This window comes from Arthrobacter sp. TJ-236 (assembly GCF_058269235.1).
This window is the reverse complement of the sequence record NZ_JBZCNI010000002.1, coordinates 191320-210997: the sequence shown is the minus strand read 5'-3', so window position 1 is coordinate 210997 and position 19678 is coordinate 191320. Positions and strand designations below refer to the sequence as shown.

The 19678-nt window shown below is 66.5% G+C and carries 18 protein-coding genes; 5 read left to right on the top strand and 13 right to left on the bottom strand.

From position 1 onward, the window contains the following. From AC4D16_RS09705 to AC4D16_RS09680, 6 genes are all read right to left on the bottom strand, one after another. Complete coding sequence (locus AC4D16_RS09705; protein ID WP_490954829.1) at nucleotides 1-1218, bottom strand: restriction endonuclease subunit S domain-containing protein; 1218 nt, start codon at nucleotides 1216-1218, stop codon at nucleotides 1-3. Then, nucleotides 1215-3182, bottom strand: a complete 1968-nt coding sequence (locus AC4D16_RS09700; RefSeq protein ID WP_490954828.1) for a type I restriction-modification system subunit M — start codon at nucleotides 3180-3182, stop codon at nucleotides 1215-1217. Before AC4D16_RS09700 ends, AC4D16_RS09705 begins: the two co-directional genes overlap by 4 nt. Before the next feature lie 199 nt (nucleotides 3183-3381). Continuing rightward, the gene (locus tag AC4D16_RS09695; protein WP_490954827.1) at nucleotides 3382-4965 is read right to left on the bottom strand and encodes a hypothetical protein; all 1584 of its coding nucleotides are present in this window, start codon (nucleotides 4963-4965) and stop codon (nucleotides 3382-3384) included. A gap of 312 nt (nucleotides 4966-5277) precedes the next feature. Further along, the gene (locus AC4D16_RS09690) at nucleotides 5278-5814 is read right to left on the bottom strand and encodes an isochorismatase family protein (protein WP_490954826.1); all 537 of its coding nucleotides are present in this window, start codon (nucleotides 5812-5814) and stop codon (nucleotides 5278-5280) included. A gap of 92 nt (nucleotides 5815-5906) precedes the next feature. After that, nucleotides 5907-7781: a hydantoinase B/oxoprolinase family protein gene (locus AC4D16_RS09685; protein ID WP_490954825.1), complete on the bottom strand. Its 1875-nt coding sequence runs from the start codon at nucleotides 7779-7781 to the stop codon at nucleotides 5907-5909. Between the two features lie 3 nt (nucleotides 7782-7784). Next, nucleotides 7785-9893: a hydantoinase/oxoprolinase family protein gene (locus tag AC4D16_RS09680; RefSeq protein WP_490954824.1), complete on the bottom strand. Its 2109-nt coding sequence runs from the start codon at nucleotides 9891-9893 to the stop codon at nucleotides 7785-7787. A gap of 311 nt (nucleotides 9894-10204) precedes the next feature. Between AC4D16_RS09680 and AC4D16_RS09675 the strand changes: the two genes are divergently transcribed. Genes AC4D16_RS09675 through AC4D16_RS09665 form a run of 3 tightly spaced genes read left to right on the top strand, consistent with a single transcriptional unit; the run spans nucleotide 10205 to nucleotide 13052 of the window. Continuing rightward, nucleotides 10205-11446, top strand: a complete 1242-nt coding sequence (locus tag AC4D16_RS09675) for a CaiB/BaiF CoA transferase family protein (RefSeq protein ID WP_490954823.1) — start codon at nucleotides 10205-10207, stop codon at nucleotides 11444-11446. Beyond that, a complete protein-coding gene (locus AC4D16_RS09670; protein ID WP_490954822.1) occupies nucleotides 11443-12393 on the top strand; it encodes a hydroxymethylglutaryl-CoA lyase in 951 nt (316 codons plus the stop codon). The genes AC4D16_RS09675 and AC4D16_RS09670 overlap by 4 nt, the downstream gene beginning before the upstream one ends. Further along, a complete protein-coding gene (locus AC4D16_RS09665) occupies nucleotides 12390-13052 on the top strand; it encodes a GntR family transcriptional regulator (RefSeq protein WP_490954821.1) in 663 nt (220 codons plus the stop codon). Before AC4D16_RS09670 ends, AC4D16_RS09665 begins: the two co-directional genes overlap by 4 nt. A 195-nt stretch (nucleotides 13053-13247) precedes the next feature. On the opposite strand, the gene AC4D16_RS09660 is transcribed toward AC4D16_RS09665, so the two are convergent. The 4 genes from AC4D16_RS09660 to AC4D16_RS09645 form a co-directional block, all read right to left on the bottom strand. Beyond that, nucleotides 13248-13658 carry a type II toxin-antitoxin system VapC family toxin gene (locus tag AC4D16_RS09660; RefSeq protein WP_490954820.1) on the bottom strand — a complete coding sequence of 137 codons (411 nt, stop codon included), beginning with the start codon at nucleotides 13656-13658 and terminating at the stop codon, nucleotides 13248-13250. After that, nucleotides 13645-13875, bottom strand: coding sequence for a FitA-like ribbon-helix-helix domain-containing protein (locus AC4D16_RS09655; protein WP_490950453.1), 231 nt, complete (start codon nucleotides 13873-13875; stop codon nucleotides 13645-13647). Before AC4D16_RS09655 ends, AC4D16_RS09660 begins: the two co-directional genes overlap by 14 nt. Before the next feature lie 130 nt (nucleotides 13876-14005). Then, nucleotides 14006-14848 (bottom strand): glycosyltransferase family 8 protein, encoded by an 843-nt coding sequence (locus AC4D16_RS09650; protein WP_490954819.1) that lies wholly within the window; start codon nucleotides 14846-14848, stop codon nucleotides 14006-14008. 48 nt (nucleotides 14849-14896) lie between these two features. After that, a complete protein-coding gene (locus AC4D16_RS09645) occupies nucleotides 14897-16279 on the bottom strand; it encodes a D-arabinono-1,4-lactone oxidase (protein ID WP_490954818.1) in 1383 nt (460 codons plus the stop codon). Between the two features lie 168 nt (nucleotides 16280-16447). Between AC4D16_RS09645 and AC4D16_RS09640 the strand changes: the two genes are divergently transcribed. Beyond that, the gene (locus AC4D16_RS09640; RefSeq protein ID WP_490954817.1) at nucleotides 16448-17362 is read left to right on the top strand and encodes a 2-hydroxyacid dehydrogenase; all 915 of its coding nucleotides are present in this window, start codon (nucleotides 16448-16450) and stop codon (nucleotides 17360-17362) included. Nucleotides 17363-17398: 36 nt separating this feature from the next. Here the strand turns inward: AC4D16_RS09640 and AC4D16_RS09635 are convergent, their stop codons facing one another. The 3 genes from AC4D16_RS09635 to AC4D16_RS09625 are packed head-to-tail and all read right to left on the bottom strand — an operon-like array spanning nucleotide 17399 to nucleotide 19382. Beyond that, the gene (locus AC4D16_RS09635; protein ID WP_490954816.1) at nucleotides 17399-18436 is read right to left on the bottom strand and encodes a glycosyltransferase; all 1038 of its coding nucleotides are present in this window, start codon (nucleotides 18434-18436) and stop codon (nucleotides 17399-17401) included. Continuing rightward, nucleotides 18433-19245: a glycosyltransferase gene (locus AC4D16_RS09630; RefSeq protein ID WP_490954815.1), complete on the bottom strand. Its 813-nt coding sequence runs from the start codon at nucleotides 19243-19245 to the stop codon at nucleotides 18433-18435. Before AC4D16_RS09630 ends, AC4D16_RS09635 begins: the two co-directional genes overlap by 4 nt. Further along, complete coding sequence (locus tag AC4D16_RS09625) at nucleotides 19242-19382, bottom strand: hypothetical protein (RefSeq protein ID WP_490954814.1); 141 nt, start codon at nucleotides 19380-19382, stop codon at nucleotides 19242-19244. Before AC4D16_RS09625 ends, AC4D16_RS09630 begins: the two co-directional genes overlap by 4 nt. Nucleotides 19383-19528: 146 nt before the next feature. On the opposite strand from AC4D16_RS09625, the gene AC4D16_RS09620 reads away from it, so the two are divergent. Beyond that, nucleotides 19529-19663: a hypothetical protein gene (locus AC4D16_RS09620; RefSeq protein WP_490950460.1), complete on the top strand. Its 135-nt coding sequence runs from the start codon at nucleotides 19529-19531 to the stop codon at nucleotides 19661-19663. The last annotated feature ends 15 nt before the right edge of the window (nucleotides 19664-19678 follow it).

Sequence of the window (19678 nt, the reverse complement as noted above, 5' to 3'; positions counted from 1 at the left end):
TTATCCGTGCCCCTTCGCTGCCCAGTAGTCCCGGACGTCGATGTTCCCTGTGATGGCGGCCGAGATCAGAGCCGCACGGCGTTCTTTCGACAGTTCGACGGCTTTCTTGGCGTCGGTGATGGCGGCGTCAATCGCGGCGTGGTCAGTGTGCCAACGTTTGACCGTTGCCGTCTGAACCTCCACCGGCGGCACGGGTATGGTCAAATTCCGAAGAGATTCGACATTGAAATGCCCTTGTATCGCACCAACCGACCCCGCTCGTACCTTTTCTTGGACCTCGGCCGAGTTGAGTACGAATGCTAGGAAATCTCCAGATACGGTGCTCCCGGGACGAACAAGTAGAAGGTCGATAGCGTTGTAGCCATGCATCTCAGAGGGTACCCGAGCGGCAGCACCCGCTTGGCCCGTACGGACCACGACCACATCGTTTTCTCGGAGCGCAGATTTGCGGTGGTACTGGTGCCCCGCTTCTGTGATGAACACGATTTCATCGAGGTTGATTGCCGCCTCCTTCACGTTCGTCCCCCGAAGGGCCGGTACTCCTTCATCTGCATACCACACAGAAGGCGAGACCACGATCCCTACCGTTACAGCCGAAGTATGTTTCAACGGTTTCGTCGTACTGAAGATCGCTGCTTCGGAGATAAGCACCGATCGCAGCGCGCTGCGGCGCTCATTCAACAGCCGGATGAGTTCCTGCTGATCCGAAATGAATGCGTCGATCTCGCCCGTTTCGTGGTCGAGGAAGTAGGCGATGTCCTTTTGCAACTTGAGTGGTTGAGAAGGAAAGGTCATATTTGCGTATTTCGACGCGCTGTAGTTTTCGATCGTCGAGCCCACCGTGCCAGCTCTTATCTGGTTCCAATAATCAGTCGATAGTGTCCAGTATGAAATGAAGCCGGGATCCACCAAGTCTACGTTTGGACGAAACCGAGCGAGATACCCGGCATAACAGCAAACTTCATCCGACAGATGAAGGTAGCTCTTGCCCACCGTAGCTCCGACAGCTGCCAGCAAGAGATCGTTCCGCCTCACATCTGCGCTCTTTGCTAAATTGGACGGCTGGGAGGCGTAGACGTCGGTTCGAAGAGCTTTCTCAGAAGCTATGTCAGTGATGCGAATGTAGCGCGGGTCCGAGTAATCGCTGTGGCCGCCTGGCAAGCCGAGCCCGTTTCGGAGTGGTTCGGCGGCAACCTGTTTGAGTCTCAATCGTTTCATACGTGCACCTTTTCCAGACGCGCACGAATTCGACCGAGAACCGCATCGAGGTCAGCATCGATCTCCTCCAGTGGCCGTGGTTCCTGGTACTTGTAGAAGTGTCTGGTGAAGGGGATCTCGTAACCGACCCTGGTCTTGGTCTCGTCGATCCATGCATCCGGAGCGAAGGGCCTCACCTCACGCTCGAAGTACTCGTGGATGTCCTCATGCAGCGGCACGTTTTCGGTGTCGCGCAGGTCGGCATCGGACTCCGGCTGACCCTTGGCATCGGTACAGACGTCGGCGGCCTCGTCGCGCGCTGAGAGGCCGACAGCCAACGCCTTGTACTGCGCCGGGGTCAGCGTAAGACCGGCGTCCCGCACGGCCGTGCGGAGTTCCGTGATGAAACTGCCGCGGCTAGTCCAAACCTTCCCCTGATCCATGCCGCCAAGGGCTTCGCGAAGTGCAGCAACCTGGCCGTCGCCGAGCTTGGCGAGGACCTTCACGGCAAGTGCCTCTCCGACGCGCTCCGCAGTTGCAGCGAAGTTGAGGCGCAGCGGGCGCTCCACTGTGATGGTCCGGTAGCCGAAGTCCTGGTTGCTGAAGGTCTTGCTGTACCCCTCGCCGTCGTCCTCGTAGTTCCCGTACAGATTCACGATGCGATCGATGTCTCCCGCGCCGAGCTGCTTGCGCTTGGAGCCAAGGCTTTTACGCATCTTCTCGAAGAATCCGGTGCCGTCGATCAACTGGACGGTGCCCTTGCGCTCAGCGGTCTTGCGGTTGGTGAGCACCCACACATAGGTGGAGATGCCGGTGTTGTAGAACATGTCCGTGGGCAGGGCGATGATCGCCTCGAGGAGGTCGTGTTCCAGCACGTAGCGGCGGATCTCGGACTCACCCGAGCCGGCACCCCCTGTGAAGAGCGGCGAGCCGTTGAGGACAATAGCCGCTCGGCCACCGCCGTCGCGCGCCGGACGCATCTTCTTAATCAGGTGCAGCAGGAACAGCAGCGACCCGTCGGAGACGCGTGGTAAACCCGGACCGAAGCGGCCGTCGTAGCCCTGCTCGCGGTGCTCCTTCTCCACAGTGGGCTGGGCCTTCTTCCAGTCCACGCCGAATGGAGGGTTCGAGAGGCAGTAGTTAAAGGTCTTGCCTCGGTGCCCATCGTCGATCAGGGTGTCGCCGAGGACGATCGCGCCGACGTCCTGGCCCTTGATGACCATGTCCGCCTTGCAGATGGCGTAAGACTCCGGGTTGATCTCCTGCCCGGCGAGCATCAGCGTGGCATCGGGGTTGCTGTCGCGGATGTGCTCCTCGGAGACGGAGAGCATGCCCCCGGTTCCGGCCGTCGGGTCGTAGACGGAGCGGACGATGTTGGGCTGGTGGAGTTCCTCATCATCGGGCGCGAAGAGCAGGTCCACCATGAGGTGGATGACCTCGCGCGGGGTGAAGTGCTCACCGGCAGTCTCATTCGAGGACTCCGCGAATTTCCGGATGAGTTCCTCGAAGATCAGACCCATCTCGGCATTGGACACCGTGGCGGGGTGGAGATCCACGGCCGCGAACTGCTGGACGATGAGGAAGAGGAGATTGTGGTCGTGCAGTTCCTCGAGGCGTTCCTCGAGCTTGTACTTTTCGAAGATGTCCCGCACGTTACCTGAGAACCCGCGGATGTAGTCGAGCAGGTTGTCACGGATGTTGTCGGCGTCACCCGTGAGCTTGGTGAAGTCGTACTTGGAGGTGTTGTAGAACGAATGCTTTGACTTCCGCGGCAGGAGAACCGTCAGCGGCATCACGCCGTCCTTCTTCGCGCCGTACTCCTCGAGCACAGCGTCCTTCGTCTCCGCGAGCACGGCGTCGATGCGACGCAGGACGGTGAACGGAAGGACGATCGAGCCGTACTGGTGGGGTCGGTAGGAGCCGCGGAGAAGATCCGCGATGTTCCAAATAAAGTTGGCGTAGTTGTTCGGTCCTGCAGACGGCAAGGCGCTCCCCGAAGATACTCGTGAACTGGCTTTGGTGTCATGCTACTGGCGCGAGCACCGAGGCTGTGGAGGCGGGCCAACGCCGGCGAAAGGAGGATTTAACCCAAGTGACACGAGCGTCGAGTCCCTGCAAACAGAAGTAGTAGCGCCGCGGTTCTACGCATGACGGCTGCATTCACCTGGCAGATGGGCAAGAAGCCTACCAATGCACTCCAATATGATCAACCAAGATTCTATTGTTCTCAGAATCGAAGGCAAAATACACGCGACCACATTCAGCCGCAGGCACTCCATCATTTACTTTAACGTGCGGTAGCCTACTGTAGGACTGGCCCTCCCACTCGAATTGCTGGAAATGCTTTGGCATGTTGTCGTCCTGTAAAGCAATACGCAGATCGTACTGCTCGCGCACCCACGTGTCGATATGCCCAACGGATCGCTGTTTGCCGTCATAAAGGTCCCTGGCAACGCGTGCCAGCTTTATCAATGCAGCTCGCATTAAGTCCGGGGTCGCATACGCAGAGGCTTTTTTCCAAGATTTTAGTGCATTCACCGTGAAGGTGATACGTCCTTCAACCGCTTGTTCGAGATGCTGGCACAAGGTATCGAGAGTTCCTGTATCGGCGGAAACTAGTTCAGATGGTGCATCGCTAAGACTAGGTGCGACCGGTTCGTCAACGCGATCTTGCATGTAAGTTGCGTAGACATTTGCTTGCTCAAGTTCAGCTTGCAGCCTAGCAACCACTTGCTCGGCCGCATCTGCGGTTTGTTCTGCTCGAATCCACTCCTCTATAGCGGCAGCCTGATTTGCTAGCGCTGAATCACGCTCAACTCTCAATGCGGCAAGCTGCTCATCTATTGACCCCGATTCGGCAGCTGCCTGTGAGGCTCGCGCGGACTCCCGGGAACGTAACTCTAAGAGATCCTGTTTAGCCATCCTGAAGAGCTCATCCCTACCCCCCGTGAGCACGGATAGCGGCGAAACACGCGTCATTAAGAACTGTCGCAGCTTATCTTTTTCAGGCTCATTCAAGAGTGAGGGTTGCACCTCCAGGGTTGGCGCGTTGAAATCTGCCCAAACCAGAACACCACCCGCGTAAGGAACTACCATGGCAGCATGCATCGCCTGCAGCTGAATCGACGCTCGATAGTCAAGTGTCACGACACGAACTAATCCGACGAGACGACTCGCCGCTCTTTGAGCTGCGGCCTGCGCCTCCAAGGTACGAGTGTGCAGTAGAAGAATGGGTAGGCGTCGTCGAACTGCCAGCGCATCACTGAGCAGCGATACCTCTTTTGCATTCCTCACCTGGATAAATCGGCCATCCTGAACCTGCTTATTGACTCGAACTATCAGCCTTTCATCCTCGACAATCATCGCGATGATGGCAGGTTGGAACATCTCGACAGGGGCCGCTGGTGTGAGTTCGGTGCCTGCGAGTTCACGCGCCATTGACACGCGTAAGCTGCACTCTTCGGCCTTCGCGCCGACAGTGACCCGGGTGACGAACGTTGCGCGTCCCGGACTAGTGTCTCGCCGTTCGATGCGTGTCGCCCACACGCCGTCGCCTTGAACATGCGTCCAAGAGACCGACCTTTTCTGATCGTGCGCATCGGGTAGAACGAACTGTCCGTCTTGGAGGAAGGTAGAAGCGGCTACCGCGGGCACGCCTGCCTGAGCAATCCACTCACCCACTAGGTCCAGGGAAACCAGCGCAGCACTTTGGCCAGCATCGGGGCCAGACGCCTCAATTGAGAATGTCGTGACGTAAAGAACCTGCAAGCTTCCACTCCTTAGAAAGGTCGTTGAGCACGTAGGGTCAATACGCAGCTGACCTCATTAGGTACCGATACAGCAGCTCCCCGGCGCAAGGTCGTAGTTGAAAGGTATAGCACGAGGCGCATATGACCCGTTGGAGCGCAGGCGCTTAACGCGCTCTCAGCATCCGACGTACTCGTCGCCCGGCGCTCAAGGTCCGGTGAGGGGTGAACCAACTATCTGCAGTAAATGAGCCAGCCTGTCCTACTCATTGCTTCGATCAGATTGTCGGTGATGCTTTGGCATGACACCTTCGTCTCTCATGCACTGAGCATCTCAATGTAAGTCAGTGCTTCCAACGACCTCCGCGTATTTCGCCTGCAGGTCGTAGAGCGCCGACTGATGGACGGCGTCGTCGCGGTCCCCCACTGCGTCGCGGACCACGATCGGCACGAGGTTGTGCTGGACGGCGTCGACTGCCGTCGCCCGGACGCAGCCACTGGTACTCACGCCGACGATGATCACGGTGTCCAGGTCAGCCTCACGCAGCCGCTCGGCGAGGTCGGTGCCGAAGAACGCGCTTGCTCCCTGCTTCACCAGCACCGTCTCCCCCTCGAGTGGCGCCACCTCGGGCATGAGCTCCCCCATCGCCGGCACGGCACTCGGTGTCTCGCTGATGAGCAACCGCAGCGCCGGGACCTTCCGCATGAAGACGCCGCCCTGCTCCTCGCTCTCGAACCGCACTACCGTGTGGAACACCGGGTAGCCGGCAGCCCGGGCCTGTGCGAGGACGGCAGCTGCGCCAGCCAGACACTCGTCGGACGGCAGGCACAGCGGACTCGACGGATCGAAGTAGGCCCGCATGAGGTCCACCGCGATGACCGCTCGGCGCGGACCCGGCGTCAGGTGCCCGTCGAATCCCGACGAAAACCCCGGCGACGAAGAAGAATCAGGATCAAGACCAGTCACAGCACCGCCAGCGGAGGAGTCGGGGCCGGCAGTCCGGTCTCGGTGAGGCTGTTGGCCAGCAGGTTCTCCATGGAATCGCCCCGGTTGAACAGCGGCAGCGGCTCCTCACGGCCCTCCCGCATCGAGGCACGCAGTGTATCGGTGGCAGCGGCGTCGAGGTCACCGTCGTCGTCGCACACCACCCCGTACGCGCGCGCACCCGCCTGCGTGACCAGGCCGCGCCGCACCTCCTTGCACACCAGCTCCGGGTCACGCGCCAGCGGGTCACCCCAGCCGCCACCGCCCCACGTCACGAAGTGGAGGACGTCATCCTTGCCGACGGCGACGTCGTGCACCTTGGACGGAAGCACCTCGCGGGTGCCGTCAGCGCGGTCGATCCACTTGGTGCCGCGCGCCCCGGGCTCGCCGCCCTTCACGCCCCACGGGTAGGTGAGCCAGCGGTCGTCGTGGATGGCGATGGTGCCGGCCTCCAGGAAGCGGTACGCCACGTCCACGCCGTTGCCGCCACGGTGCAGTCCCGCGCCGCCGGTGTCCGGGATGGTCTCCCAGCGGTCGATGATCAGCGGGTAGTAGCTCTCCAGGTACTCGCACGGGATGTTCACGAAGGACGGCCAGAGGGAGTGGCCGTCCGGGCCGTCACCCACGGGACGCCCGGGGATGCCGCCGAAGCCGATGGAGTACAGCTGGAACCACTCGCCCTTCCGCTCCCCCTCGCTGTAGTTCCCCGAGTACATGAAGTGCGGGGAGGAGGAGAAGCCGGCGGCGTTCAGCAGGTCAGGGTTGGCCTGGCCGAGGAGCCCGCCGAAGAGATCGAACAGGCGGCCGATCCCGTGGTTCCTGCCGTTGAGCGCCGCCGGGTAGTCCGGCTTCCAGAACGAGTTGTCCGGGATCTCCACATCCACCAGCGGGTAGAAGCCGTCATTCCAGAGGATCTGCGGATCCGCGACGGTGATCATGTAGATGCCGAAGAACATCCGGATCAGGTTCTCGTTGATGTAGTAGTTGATAGGCCCCTGCGCCTGCGGGGCGCTGCCCGTGAGGTCGATCAGCACCTTGTCGCCCGTGCGGGTGATGGTCATCGTCAGCTCGTACGGGCCGTAGCCGCGGCCGTCGTCGTCGATGTAGTCCGTGAAGGAGAGCGGCTTGCCCTCCTCGAACACCAGCGCGAGCAGCACCTTCATGGCGCGGTAGTTGCGGTCCAGCAGCGCGTTCAGCGCGGACGTGTAGGTGTCCACGCCGAACCGCGCGCACATCTCCTGCACGCGGCGCGACGCCGTGCGGCACGCCGCGACGATCCCGTTCAGGTCCGCGCGGTTCCAGTCCGGCTTCCGCACCTGGTTGAGGATGATGCCGAGCGAAGTGTCGTCCCGCTCACCCTTCCGGTACAGCTTGAAGGGCGGGATGATCACGCCCTCCTCGAAGATGGTCCGCGCGTCCGTGGGCATGGACGCCGGGGTCTTCCCGCCGACGTCGGTCATGTGCCCGAACTGCGACGCCCACCCCACGATGCGCCCCTCGAAGAAGATGGGCATCACCACGAGCCAGTCGTTCGCGTGGCTGATCGCCGCACCGCACGAGTACGGGTCCGACGTCATGAGGACGTCGCCCTCCTCGATGGTGCCGCTGAAGTTCGCCAGGAAATTCGGGATGGAGAGCCCGAACTGGCCCACGATCATCTTGCCCTCGGGGTCCGCGATGAGCGGGAACTCGTCGTGCTGCTCGCGGATGCCCGGGGAGAGTGCCGTGCGGAACAGGGTCTCGTCCATCTCGTAGCGGGCGCTGCGGAGGGCGTTCTCGATGAGGTCGAGCGTCACAACGTCCACGTCCACCGGGGTCAACGGCGAGGTGGCGGTCTCGATCAGCTGTGCCATGGGTCAGTCCTCACTCATCAGGTTCGAATGGGTTGCTGCTGCGTCATGCTCGATGGGCCTGATCAGGAGGCTCCCGTGGTGGTGCACGGTGGCCGTGTGCCCCGGCAGCACCAGCGTGGTGGAGTCCATCTCGGCGACGACGGCGGGGCCCGTGATCACGTTGCCGGCCTTCAGCAGGTGGCGGTCGTAGATGGACGCCTCGAGGTGCTGCCCGCCCACGAAGATGGTGTGCGTGCTGCGGAGCGCCGGCAGCGGATCGGCCGGTCCGGCGTCGAGCGTGACGCTCGCGACCTGCGGGCGCGGGCCGCTCACGGTGGCGCGGGCGGTGACGATCTCGTGCTCGTTGTCGAGGAGGAATGCGAAGAGGCGCTCGTGCTCGGCGTCGAAGGAGGCGCGCAGGGCGGTGAGCCCGCCGTCGCTCTGGCTCGCTGCGAAGGTTCTGAGGTCAACGGTGATCGGGATCTCGAAGCCCTGCCCGTGGTAGCGGAGGTCCGCGGAGTAGGTGACGGTGAGATCCTCCTCGGCCAGTCCCGCGGCGAGCAGCGACTCCTTCGCGGTACCGGCGAGCTCCTCGAGGACGCCGCGCACCTGGGCGTCGTCGAGCTCGCTGAACCGCCGCACCAGGGTGCGGGCGGCCTCGTCGCGGAGGCTCGTGGTCGCGTCGCCGTAGGCGCAGAGCACACCGGGCGACGGCGGGATGATCACCGGCCACGCGCCCGTCAGTTTGCCGAGCGCGTTGGCGTGCAGCGGGCCGGCGCCGCCGAACGCCACGAGCGCGAAGTCCCGCGGGTCGAAGCCCTGCTGCGTGGACACGAGCTTCAGGGCGCCGTAGATGTTCTCGTTGACGATGTCGATGATGCCCTCGGCCGCGGCCTCCACGCCGTCCAGCCCCACCGCCTCGGCGATGGTCTTCACCGCGGTGGCGGCCGCCTCGACGTCGAGCCCGATCTCCCCGCCCGCCAGCTGCGACGGCAGGAAGCCGAGCACCACGTTGGCGTCCGTCACGGTCGGCTCGCTGCCACCCTTCCCGTACGACGCCGGACCGGGCACCGCACCCGCGGACTGCGGGCCCACGCGGAGCGCGCCGGTGAGCTGCGGGACGTGCGCGATCGAGCCGCCGCCGGCCCCGACGGTCCGGACGTCCACCGAGGTGGCGCGGACCGTGAGGTCACCCACCGTCGTCTCGCGGCCGATGCGCGGCGTGAGGTCCTGGACGAGCGCGACGTCGGTGGACGTGCCGCCCATGTCGAAGGTGAGGAGGTTCTTGAAGCCGGCCTGCTCGGCGGCCCAGACCGCACCGGTCACGCCGCCGGCCGGGCCGGAGAGCAGCAGGGACACGGGGTTGCTGGCAGCGACCTTGCCGGATACGAGGCCGCCGTCGCTCCTGAGGATGGAGAGCTGGCCCTCGATGCCCGCGGCGGCGAGTTTGTCCTCGAGATTGCCGACGTAGCGGGAGACCTGGCCCTGTACGTAGGCGTTAGCGACGGTGGTGATGGTGCGCTCGTACTCGCGGAGTTCGGGGAGCACGATGGAGCTGCGGGAGACGGGGATGCCGGGCAGTTCCTCGGCGGCGAGCTCGGCGATGCGCGCCTCGTGGCTGCCGTTGGCGTAGGAGTTGATGAGGCTGATGCTGAGCGCCTCGATGCCGCGCTTCCTCAGCTTCCGCAGCTGGGTGCGGACGTCGTCGTCGTTCAGTGCGATGCGCACGCTGCCGGACGTGGTGACCCGCTCCTCCACCTCCACAGTGTCCTCGAGGTCGGCGAGCGGCTCGGGCTTCGGCCAGATGATCCAGCCGGCCAGGCCGCCGGGCACGAAGGAGCGGGCGATCTGCAGCACCTGCCGGAAGCCCTTGGTGGTCACGAGGCCCACGCGGGCCCCCTTGTGCTCGAGGATCGCGTTGGTGGCCACGGTGGTGCCGTGCAGCACCTCGGTGACGTCCGACGTCGCGATCCCGGCCGCCCTGCACGCCTGCTCGATGCCGTGGAGGACGCCGATGGACTGGTCCTCCGGGGTGGACGCCGTCTTGTACCGGTGGGTCTCGCCGGAGGCCTCATCGATCAGGAGGATGTCCGTGAACGTGCCGCCCACGTCTACGCCGAGCCGAAACGCCATCAGGTCTCCTCTGGGTGGTGCTGCCTCGTGCCGCTCCGGTCTCGCTTGCATCGGGGCGGCGCGCATCGGATGGGGTGTGGAGTGTGACGCCCGCCGTCCGGGCCCGGAAGGGGACGGGTCCGGCAGGGGGGGTGGCGGGCGTCACACCTCCACTGCGTGTCAGCGTAGGGGCGGGGGTGCTGCTCGTCAATCAAATTGCATACAACTCGCCCCCCAGAGCTTGCATATTTCATTCTGTGTGGAATAACTGAGGTCAGTTGTATACGTTCGGGCTCCCCGCCCGCCCCATTCGAACGCCCGGAGGCCTGCCGATGACTGCCAGCGACACTCCCGCTCCCCCGCCCGCCGACGCCGCGCCGCCCGCCACCGGGCCGCTCGCCGGACTGCGCGTCGTCGAGATGGGACAGCTCCTCGCCGGACCGTTCTGCGGCCAGATGCTCGGCGATCTCGGGGCCGACGTGGTGAAGATCGAGGACCCCGCCAAGGGTGATCCGCTCCGCCAGTGGGGGCGCCAGCTACCCGAGGGGCAGTCGCTGTGGTGGTCCGTCGTCGGGCGCAACAAGCGCTCGGTGACCCTGAACCTCCGTGACCCCGAGTGCCAGAACCTCGCGCGGACGCTGATCGGCACGGCGGACATCGTCATCGAGAACTTCCGGCCGGGCACGATGGAACGCTGGGGTCTCGGGTACGCCGACCTCGCCGCTGTGAATCCCGGCCTGATCATGGTGCGCGTCTCCGGTTTCGGGCAGGACGGCCCGTACTCGCAACGCGCGGGCTACGGTGCCATCGGCGAGGCGATGGGCGGCCTCCGCTACGTGGTCGGCGACCCGTCCACGCCGCCGTCGCGCGTGGGCATTTCCATCGGCGACACGCTCGCCGCGCTGTTCGCGACCATCGGCGCGCTGGCCGCCGTCCGCGAGCGCGAGGTCAGCGGGCGCGGGCAGGTGGTGGATTCGGCGATCTACGAGGCGGTGCTCGGCGTCATGGAGTCGCTGGTGCCGGAGTGGCAGGTGACCGGGTACCAGCGAGAGCGGACCGGCGCGATCCTCCCGAACGTGGCGCCCAGCAACGTCTACCCCACGCGGGACGGCTCGTGGCTGCTGATCGCCGCGAACCAGGACACGGTGTTCGGTCGGCTCGCGGCGGCGATGGGGCAGCCCTCGCTCGCAACCGATCCGCGCTACGCCACGCACGGCGCGCGCGGTGAGCGGCAGGAGGAGCTCGACGCCCTGATCGGCGCCTACACCTCCACCCAGGACGCCGCCGTGCTGGAGGCCTCGCTCGAGCAGCACGGGGTTCCAGCGGGGAAGATCTTCCGGCCCGTGGACATGCTCACCGACCCCCAGTACCTGGCCCGCGAGTCGATCACCGAGGTGCAGCACCCTGTCCTCGGCACCGTCGCGCAGCAGAACGTGTTCCCTCGGCTGAGCCGCACCACCGGCACCGTCCGCTGGCCCGGCCCGCCGCTCGGCGCGCACACCGCGGAGGTCCTCGCGGAGGTGGGGGTCGACGACGGCGCCCTCGCGTCCCTGCGCGAGCGGGGGCTGGCATGAGTTTGCCGGGTCTGCCGTCCTCCATCCGGCTCGTGGAGGTGGGCCTGCGGGACGGGCTGCAGTCCGTGCCGTCGATGGTGCCGACCGCGGAGAAGGTCGCGCTCGTGGAGCTGCTGATCGACGCCGGTGTCCGCGAGATCGAGGCCGTGAGCTTCGCGCATCCGAAGGTGCTCCCCCAGCTCGCCGACGCCGCCGAGGTGATGGCCGCGGTCCCGCGCGTCGACGGGGTGCGCTACCGCGGGCTGGCCCCGAATTTCCGGGGTGCCGAGCGGGCGGTGGACTGCGGGCTCGACGAGCTCGTGGTCGTCGTGTCCGCCGACGAGGAGGTCAGCCTCAGAAACCAGCGGCTCACCGTGGACGAGATCCTGGCCGACGTGTCGCGCATCGGCGCGTTGGCGTCGTCGTCGGGCGTGCGGCTCGTCGTCGCCGTCGCGTGTGCGTTCTTCGCACCGGCGCGCGGACCCGTTCCGCGCGAGGAGCGGCTGCGCGTGGTGCGGGCCGCCGTCGACGCCGGGGCCGACGGCGTGTACCTCGCGGCCACCTCGGGTGAGGAGGAGCCGGGTGAGATGTACGACGGCGTCGCGGAGGTCCGCGCGTTGTACCCGGGACTCGACGTCGGGGTGCACCTTCACAACCGCAACGGCTTCGCGCCCGCCAACGCGCTGGCGTGCATGATGGCCGGCGCCACGTGGCTGGAGGGCTCCTTCGCGGGGCTCGGCGGGGACCTGTGGTTCCCGGGCGATCCGTCCGTGCTGGGCAACGCGGCCCTCGAGGACCTCGTGCACCTGTGCGATGGGCTGGGCGTCTCGACCGGGATCGACCTTTCGACGTACATGCTCGCCTCGGACCGGATCGTGGAGCTGACCGGGCGGGCGTCGTCGTCGTTCGTGTCCCGCGGGGGCACGCGTGCCGGGCTGGCCGCGGCGTCGTGGCCGGACGCGCAGTGACTCTTCCCGCCGCGTCCGCGGAGGTCGCCGACGATTCCGCCTACGGCCAGGTACGCGCCCTGATCGCCTCGGGCGAACTGGCCGCGGGATCGTGGCTGCGCGAGACGACGCTCGCCGCGCGCATCGGCGTCAGCCGAACCCCCATCCGCGAAGCGCTCAACCGGCTCGCCGCCGAGGGGCTCGTGGAGCTCAGCCGCAACAAGGGCGCGCAGGTGGTCAGCTTCTCCCCCGAGGACATCGCCGGCCTCTACGACGTGCGGGCCGGCTTCGAACCGCACGCCGTGCTGCTCTCCGTCCCCAACCTCACGGACGACGACGTCGACGAACTCGCGTCACTGTCCGCCCGTATGGAGGCTGTCGTGGCTGCGGGCGGCGACATGTCCGGCCTGAGCGCGCTGAACGCCGCATTCCACGGCATCTTCATCGAGCGCTGCGGGAACCGGCACGTGGCGACGGCGCTGCAGGCCGTCATGCGGCCCGCCGTCGTCTCGCACACCTTCCGGAAGTACAGCGCCGAAGCCCTCCGCCGGTCCATGCAGCACCACGCCGAACTCGTGGCGGCGGCATCGGCCCGGGACGGCGAATGGGCCGAAGCCGTCATGCGGACGCACATCCTGGCGGCACGCAACGCGGCGGGGGCGAACCCCTCGACGCGGTAGGTCGGCCGGTGGTGGGCCTCAAGCGGCCGTGGCTGATGCGCCAAGACCTGGATGATCACTTCTTGATCTCCCGTTGACGCGCGTGAAAGCGTACCCTCTACGCCTGCATCGGCTCGGGCGCGTGCCTCCTGATCGCAGCACTCCTCGGCATGTGCAGATTCATCCGCACGATCACGACAGGTAGTTGACGCACTACTAGACAGCCGAAGAACCTGGTGTCAGGACCTCCACAGCGCACAGCAAGCCGGGAGCACGCGCGAGGCGAGCATCAGTGGTCACCAGTGGACACTCGAGAGCCTCGGCCAGCGCCACGTAGGACGCGTCATAGCTCGTGAGATTCTCGCGTAGTGCCCAGCAGCGCCCCAGCAGCGGGCGATGGATAGCCCGTTGAAGCGGCAGGTCGACAAGGTCAGAAACGGCCTGTCCAGCTCGTGCGGTGGTGAGCCCTCCATGTCGCACCAGGCGCCTGAGCACCGATACCACCTCGAGGTCGATGAGCTCCGGCGCTGCAAGAGTGTCCCGCCGCAACGCCTCGCGGGCTCGTTCGCCGTCCACCCCATCATCGGCGAGCGCCACGACAAGCACGCCGGCGTCAATGACCAGCACGGTCTTCCCGGATCAGTTCGTTGACCGCCCGAATCGACGCGGAACCGCCTCGCAGAGTCGCGACCCGGCGCATGACCTCCTCCACCGAGGGATTGGCTGCCTCCACGATCAGCCGACTCCGCAGGTACTCCTGCAGCGATTGGTGCGCCTCGTCCGCCCGCCGACGAAGCACCGCGTGTGTCTCAGCGGGCACGTCCTTGATCTGAATACTCGGCATGGCGCCATTATGGCGCTACATGTCCATCGTCGCAAGAGTATCCGCCACAGCAGTTGTTCCACTGAGCACCGCTCTCGTGGCGACGACGACGACGATCAGCGGCGGTCCGCCAGTCCCTAAGCCGTCGGGCTCAGGAGGCGACCGGCGCGCCCAGGGTGTCGGCCGTCTTCCACCAGAGCAGGTTGACCTCCGCGTAGCGGTCCATGGGATCGAACGGCTTCGCCCACGGCTTGTCGATGATGTAGTGGATGTTCTTCACCGACGCCGCGTCCCAGACCGACGGGTGCTGGTGCGGCAGGGTCTTCAGCGCGTTGTAGACGTAGGGCAGCGGCTGCCAGCGGTCGCGGTAGTACTCGTTGAGAAAGTCCTGCTCGGCGAACGGGTAGGCCGAGAGATCCTCGACGGCCGCCAGCCGGGCCACCATGTCGGCGAGGACGGCCTCGTCCGGTGACAGCACCAGGAAGCCACCGTTGAGGTAGTTGTCCGTCGCGTCCGGTTCGGTGACGTGGCCCCCGCCCCGGCAGTGCGTGTAGAAGCAGGTCTCGGGCCGCCAGCTCGGCGGGTAGCTCGCGATCCGGTTGGGGTTGCACCGGCAGGCATGGCACGCAGCGATGCCGCCGTCGGGCAGATCAAGGGCGAACAGCTCGTCCATGGTCCGGGTCACGAGCATGTCGGCGTCCAGGAAGACGACGCGCTCGAACTCCGTGAGGCCCCACACGGCCAGCTTGGTCCACACCTCCGCGAACCGGGCGTTGGCGTAGCTGTCAGCCGAGCCACCGGCCGGGCGCAACGGTGCGACGTCGCGCAGGAGGCACCCGTCGTCCTGCAGGAGCCGGCGGGCCTCGTCGTCGATCCCGTCCGTCACCATGACGACGAACGGCGCGGTGCTTCCCGAGGCCTCGAGCGAGGCCCGGAGCGTCCGGACCCCGATCAGGTAGTCGGGTTGGGTCAGCAAGGTCACCCAGGCGTTCATCGGTGGTGTTCCTGTTCTGGCAGTCACGGGTGGCTGGAAGCAGCCGGGTCAGTCGAGCAGGGCGGCGGTGAACGTGTTGGCGAAGCGGTGCTGCGGGTCGAGGGTCTCGCGGACGCGGCGGAAGGCCTCCCACTGCGGGTAGAGCGCCGGCCAGTTGTACAGCGACTCGTCGAAGTACTTGCCCCAGTGCGGGCGGCCACCCTCCTCGGCGAGGGCGCGCTCCACGGCCCGGAGGAAACTGTCGCCCTCCTCGGACAGCGAACCGTCCGCCGCGTAGTAGACCACGAAGCCGAAGTAGCAGGTGTCCTGGCCGTTGGACGGGCTCAGCCATCCCTCGGACGCGCCGGTGCAGCGCAGGATCACCGGGTAGTGCATGCGGGGCTTGGTCGCCGCGTGCCACTCCTTGAGCTTCCTGATGACCGCTCCGGCCTGCGCGAGCGGGATGCCGATCTCGACGTTGATCTGGGGGGTCGCGATCCCCTTGCAGAACACCTGGTAGATGTCACCCGTGACGTCGGTGAAGTCCCGGAAGCGCGACACCGTGCGGAGCGACTTCCCGTTGTCGGCGACACCCTTGCTGTCGTCGCGGAGGTGCTGCAGGGTTGCCTCGATCGTGCTGTTCATGGACGTGTCGGTCGTCGCGTACTCCACGAGCTTGCTGCCGCCGGCCCGGTAGCCGGAGAGCTCGTCGTCGGACGCCTCGTTGGCGGTCCACACCTGGACCTGGTTCTCCTGCGGGAACCACCAAGCCTTGACCAGGATGTTCTCGCGGTTCCAGGTCTCCAGGTCCGTCTCCAGCGTGCCGGCGTCGACGGCCTTCTTCACGCAGGTGTAGATCACGGTGTCCCGGGCACGCAGGGTCACGGCCGTGATCACGCCCAGAGAACCGAGGCTGAGCTGCACGGCGGGGAAATCAGGGTGGTCGTGCGCGTACTCGGCGACCGTGCCGTCGGCCAGCACCATGCGGATGGCAAGCGCGGCACCGGCGATCGAACTCTGCTGCAGGCCCTGACCGTGGGTGCCGGTGGACAGGGCACCGGCCGCGGTCTGCTCGGCGATCACTCCGGGTGAGGCGTCGAGCATCTGCCCGCGCGCGGACAGGAACGCGTACACCTCGGCCAGGGGCGTGGAACCGCCGAAGGTCGCGGTGTCCTCAGTGCTGGAGATCAGGCCGCTCAGCATGCTCAGGTCCAGGAGCGTTCCCTTGCCGTCCGCGACCTTGATCATCCTGCCGGGTGACATGCGGCTCCCGATCATGCGGACCGGGCCGTCGCTCGTCGCGAGGAACTCACACAGCTCCGCCTCGGTGGCCGGGACGACGAGCGAGCCGGGAGGGCCCAGACGGGAATTTCTCGCCCAGTTGCGGAGCCTGGTGTCCTCTCCGTCGAGGTCAGGTTCCTGGGCGGGGTAGGCAAGCTGTGTGGTGGACATGACGCGTCTCCTGTAGAAGTTCGGTTCTGCCTTCGAAGCCGCACTGACCGGTGGAGATGATCCACCCCGCAGGCGTATTCCACTGCTGGGAACGAACTTCTCACGTCTGTAGAAGTCCTGCTAACACCATAGCCCAGCCTCGGTCAACCAGATGATTACACTGACAAAATGACTGTTGTATGCATACCCGACGCCCACGCCCGTGACCTCCTCGGCGACCTCCCCGACGGCGTCGAGGTGATCGCCTGGAACGGCGAGGACGAGAAACCCGACCGCCTCGCGGAGACCGTCTTCTGGGTGCCGCAGGTCGAGGACTCCACCGACCTCCCCGGGAAGTTCGCAGCAATGCCGAACCTCGACGTGGTGCAACTGCTCAGTGCCGGCGTCGAGGACATCCTCGACGAGGTCCCGGACGGCGTGATCCTCTGCACCGCGCGGGGAGTGCACGGTCCTGCGGTTGCCGAACTGGTCCTCACCCTCGTGCTGGCCACCCTGCGTCAGCTCCCCCACTTCACCGACGCCCAGCGGAAGGGCACGTGGGATCCGCTGGAGGCCGACGACCTGCGTGACAAGCGCGTGCTGATCATCGGAGCCGGTGACCTCGGTGAGCAGACCGCCAAGCGGTTACGGAGTTTCGACGCCGAACCTGTGTTCGTAGCCCACACGGCACGGGATGGCATCCATGCCACGTCGGAACTGCCTGACCTGCTGCCCAAGGCCGACGTGGTGGTGCTGACGCTTCCGCTCACGGCGGACACGGAGGGGCTCGTGGATGCGGAGTTCCTGGCGCGAATGCCCGACGGCGCCCTGCTGGTCAACGTGGCGCGCGGCAAGGTGGTGGACACCTCGGCACTGCTCGCTGAATTGACCACCGGGCGGCTGCGCGCCGCCCTGGACGTGATGGAGCCCGAGCCGCTGCCCGACGGGCACCCGCTGTGGACGGCGCCGAACCTGATCATCACCCCGCACGCCGCCGGGTCCGTCGTGCAGTCCGGCCCGCGTGCCTTCGCGCTGGTCAACGCGCAGGTGCGCCGCTATGTGGCCGGCGAGGATCTCGTCAATGTCGTGAAGAGCGCCGACTGAGCCTTCGCCCTGCGCGGTGGAGGGGCGGAACGGACGTCAGGCGAACGCCGTGAAGTGTGGCCCGAGGGTGTCGAGCCACGCGACGGGATGCTCGGCCACGGCGTCGGCTCCGGGCCTGATCCGCGCTGCGTCGACCGCCTCCACCAACGCTGCACCGGTCCTGGTAAACGGGTACTGATCCAGCACCCAGCGGCGGTTCGCGGCGCGGACGGGCGCCAGGGCGTCGATGTCCTGGATCAGCTCGGCCACGCGGTCGCGGATGAGCAGCGGTCGCTGGTCGGCGATCCGCCAGGCGCCGGGCGCCTCGAACAGCTCGTGGCCCCCGCCGCCGTCGTACCCGACGACGAGGCAGCCTGACGCGAGCGCTTCGGCGACCGGCAGACCGAAGCTCTCGGTGTGCCCGAGGGCGATGAAGACCGCGGTGCTCCCCAGGGTGGCGGCCACGTCCGCGCGCGGGGCTTGGACCAGTTCCACGAGCTCGACGCCGGCGAGCCGGGGATCCTCGGCCAGCACCCGCTTCAGCAGCGAGGCCTCACGCGGCCGCTTCTTGGGGAACCAGCTCACGCGGAGCTGGTTGCGGGCGCCGGGGGTGAACAGCTCGCCGTCCACGGGGTTGGGGACAAGGCTCACCGGCAGGCCGGGCAGCGCGGCGGACAGCACGTCGCGGCTCTCACCGGACACCACCCAGACGGCGGGGGCCGGGGACCAGCCGGGGAAGTCGGCGTCGGAGCCGTCGGAATCGGAGGGGTCGCCGGCGGCGAAGGTGTAGAAGTGGTTCTGGTTGAAGATGACCTTGCGGGCGCCGGGTGCCGGGTCGCGGCCCTGCACGGTCGGTGTCTCCGGCAGGACCAGGAGGTCGTCCGCGCCGATCGGGGTGGTGGCGCCGAACAGCATCGGTACGTCGTCGCCGATCCAGTCGGTGCGGTCGTCGGGATCGGGCAGCCACAGCCAGGCCTCGTACCCGGCCTCGCGCAGCAGCCGGACGTGCTGCGTCATCACGTGCACACCGCCGCTGTGGTGGCGCGTGGCGAACCCCGCGTAGACGATCCGCCCCGCGCCCCGTGGCGCGCTCACCAGGCGGGAGGGGTCAGATACCAGGACGCGCCGCTGCCGGTGTTGTGGGCGGGGAACGAGCCCGGTCCGAGCCCCACGTCGGCGCGCCACCCCTCGCCCCACTTGGCGTCGAGGCCCTGCAGGATCTCCGCCCGGTTGCCCTCGGAGGACTGACCGGTCGCGTTCATCGTCTGCCGGCGGAGGTGCGAGACGTACGCTCCCTCGGTGATCACGCACCGCAGGCCGGCTGCCCGCACGCGGATGGCCAGATCGAGGTCGGCGCCGTAGCCGTGGCGCGGGAACGCCACCTCGTCGAGCCCGCCCAGCCCGACGACGGACGGTACCGCGAACGCGATCGCCGTGCCGTCGCAGAAGTCGACGTCGCGGAGCACATCACGGGGGACGTACTCGGCGGCGGTGGGCGGGATGGTGTGGGCCCGCTGATGGAGCCAGAAATCGTCGTAGCAGGCCGCCGCGAGCGCGATGTCGCCCGCGGTTGCGAACGGCGCGAGCAATCCGTCGAGGAATCCGGGCGAGAGCCGGATGTCGTTGTTCAGCACCACGCAGACCGCGTGCCCGTCCTCCGACGCCGTCCGCAGCGCCCAGTTCGACGCACCGATCCAGCGCAGGTTCTCCCCCGGGCGGTACACCGAGATGTTGCCTTGCGGAAGGGCGTAGTCCCCGGCGTTGTCGACCACCACGATGCGCAGGGTCGGTTCGAGGTCACTGCCGTCACGGCAGAGGTCGGCGACGACCGCGTCGGTCAGCTCCGGCGAACCGAACGCGGGGATGACCACCAGGGCCGACGCCGTGGGCGCGGAGGGCGTCACTGCTCGGCGCGGGCGGCGCGGCCCCCGCGGCAGCCGTTCACGGTGATGGAAGACATCGGTTCCCCTCGGGTCAGGTGGACGTGTGCCACGGCAGCGAAGACTACCGGGTGTTCGACCGAACCCTTGCCATCGAGCACGCCAGCTCCTTCACGGAAGCCTTCCGCAACCCGGACGAGCCAATCGACATCGCCGGTCCGAATCCCACACCGCGCTCGCACCGGCTGGGACCACGTCCGACGGATTGCCCAGCAGAAGCAGAGCCCGGACGCCTAGGATCGGAATCATGACCGGCGACGAAGACCTCGACCCACCCGTGCCCAGCTACCTCGAGGGCATCGAGCTCAGGCGGGTCCACGACGGGAAGATCATCGAGGACCACGACGACGCATCATCACCGCCTGACGGCGCCGACACGTAGGTCTCCGACCTGCAT

Bases quoted from the DNA above. Each gene is read 5' to 3' on its own strand.
- AC4D16_RS09705 (WP_490954829.1), bottom strand. From the start codon at position 1,218: ATGAAACGATTGAGACTCAAACAGGTTGCCGCCGAACCACTCCGAAAC.
- AC4D16_RS09685 (WP_490954825.1), bottom strand. From the start codon at position 7,781: ATGGCACAGCTGATCGAGACCGCCACCTCGCCGTTGACCCCGGTGGAC.
- AC4D16_RS09680 (WP_490954824.1), bottom strand. From the start codon at position 9,893: ATGGCGTTTCGGCTCGGCGTAGACGTGGGCGGCACGTTCACGGACATC.
- AC4D16_RS09675 (WP_490954823.1), top strand. From the start codon at position 10,205: ATGACTGCCAGCGACACTCCCGCTCCCCCGCCCGCCGACGCCGCGCCG.
- AC4D16_RS09670 (WP_490954822.1), top strand. From the start codon at position 11,443: ATGAGTTTGCCGGGTCTGCCGTCCTCCATCCGGCTCGTGGAGGTGGGC.
- AC4D16_RS09655 (WP_490950453.1), bottom strand. From the start codon at position 13,875: ATGCCGAGTATTCAGATCAAGGACGTGCCCGCTGAGACACACGCGGTG.
- AC4D16_RS09650 (WP_490954819.1), bottom strand. From the start codon at position 14,848: ATGAACGCCTGGGTGACCTTGCTGACCCAACCCGACTACCTGATCGGG.
- AC4D16_RS09645 (WP_490954818.1), bottom strand. From the start codon at position 16,279: ATGTCCACCACACAGCTTGCCTACCCCGCCCAGGAACCTGACCTCGAC.
- AC4D16_RS09640 (WP_490954817.1), top strand. From the start codon at position 16,448: ATGACTGTTGTATGCATACCCGACGCCCACGCCCGTGACCTCCTCGGC.
- AC4D16_RS09620 (WP_490950460.1), top strand. From the start codon at position 19,529: ATGACCGGCGACGAAGACCTCGACCCACCCGTGCCCAGCTACCTCGAG.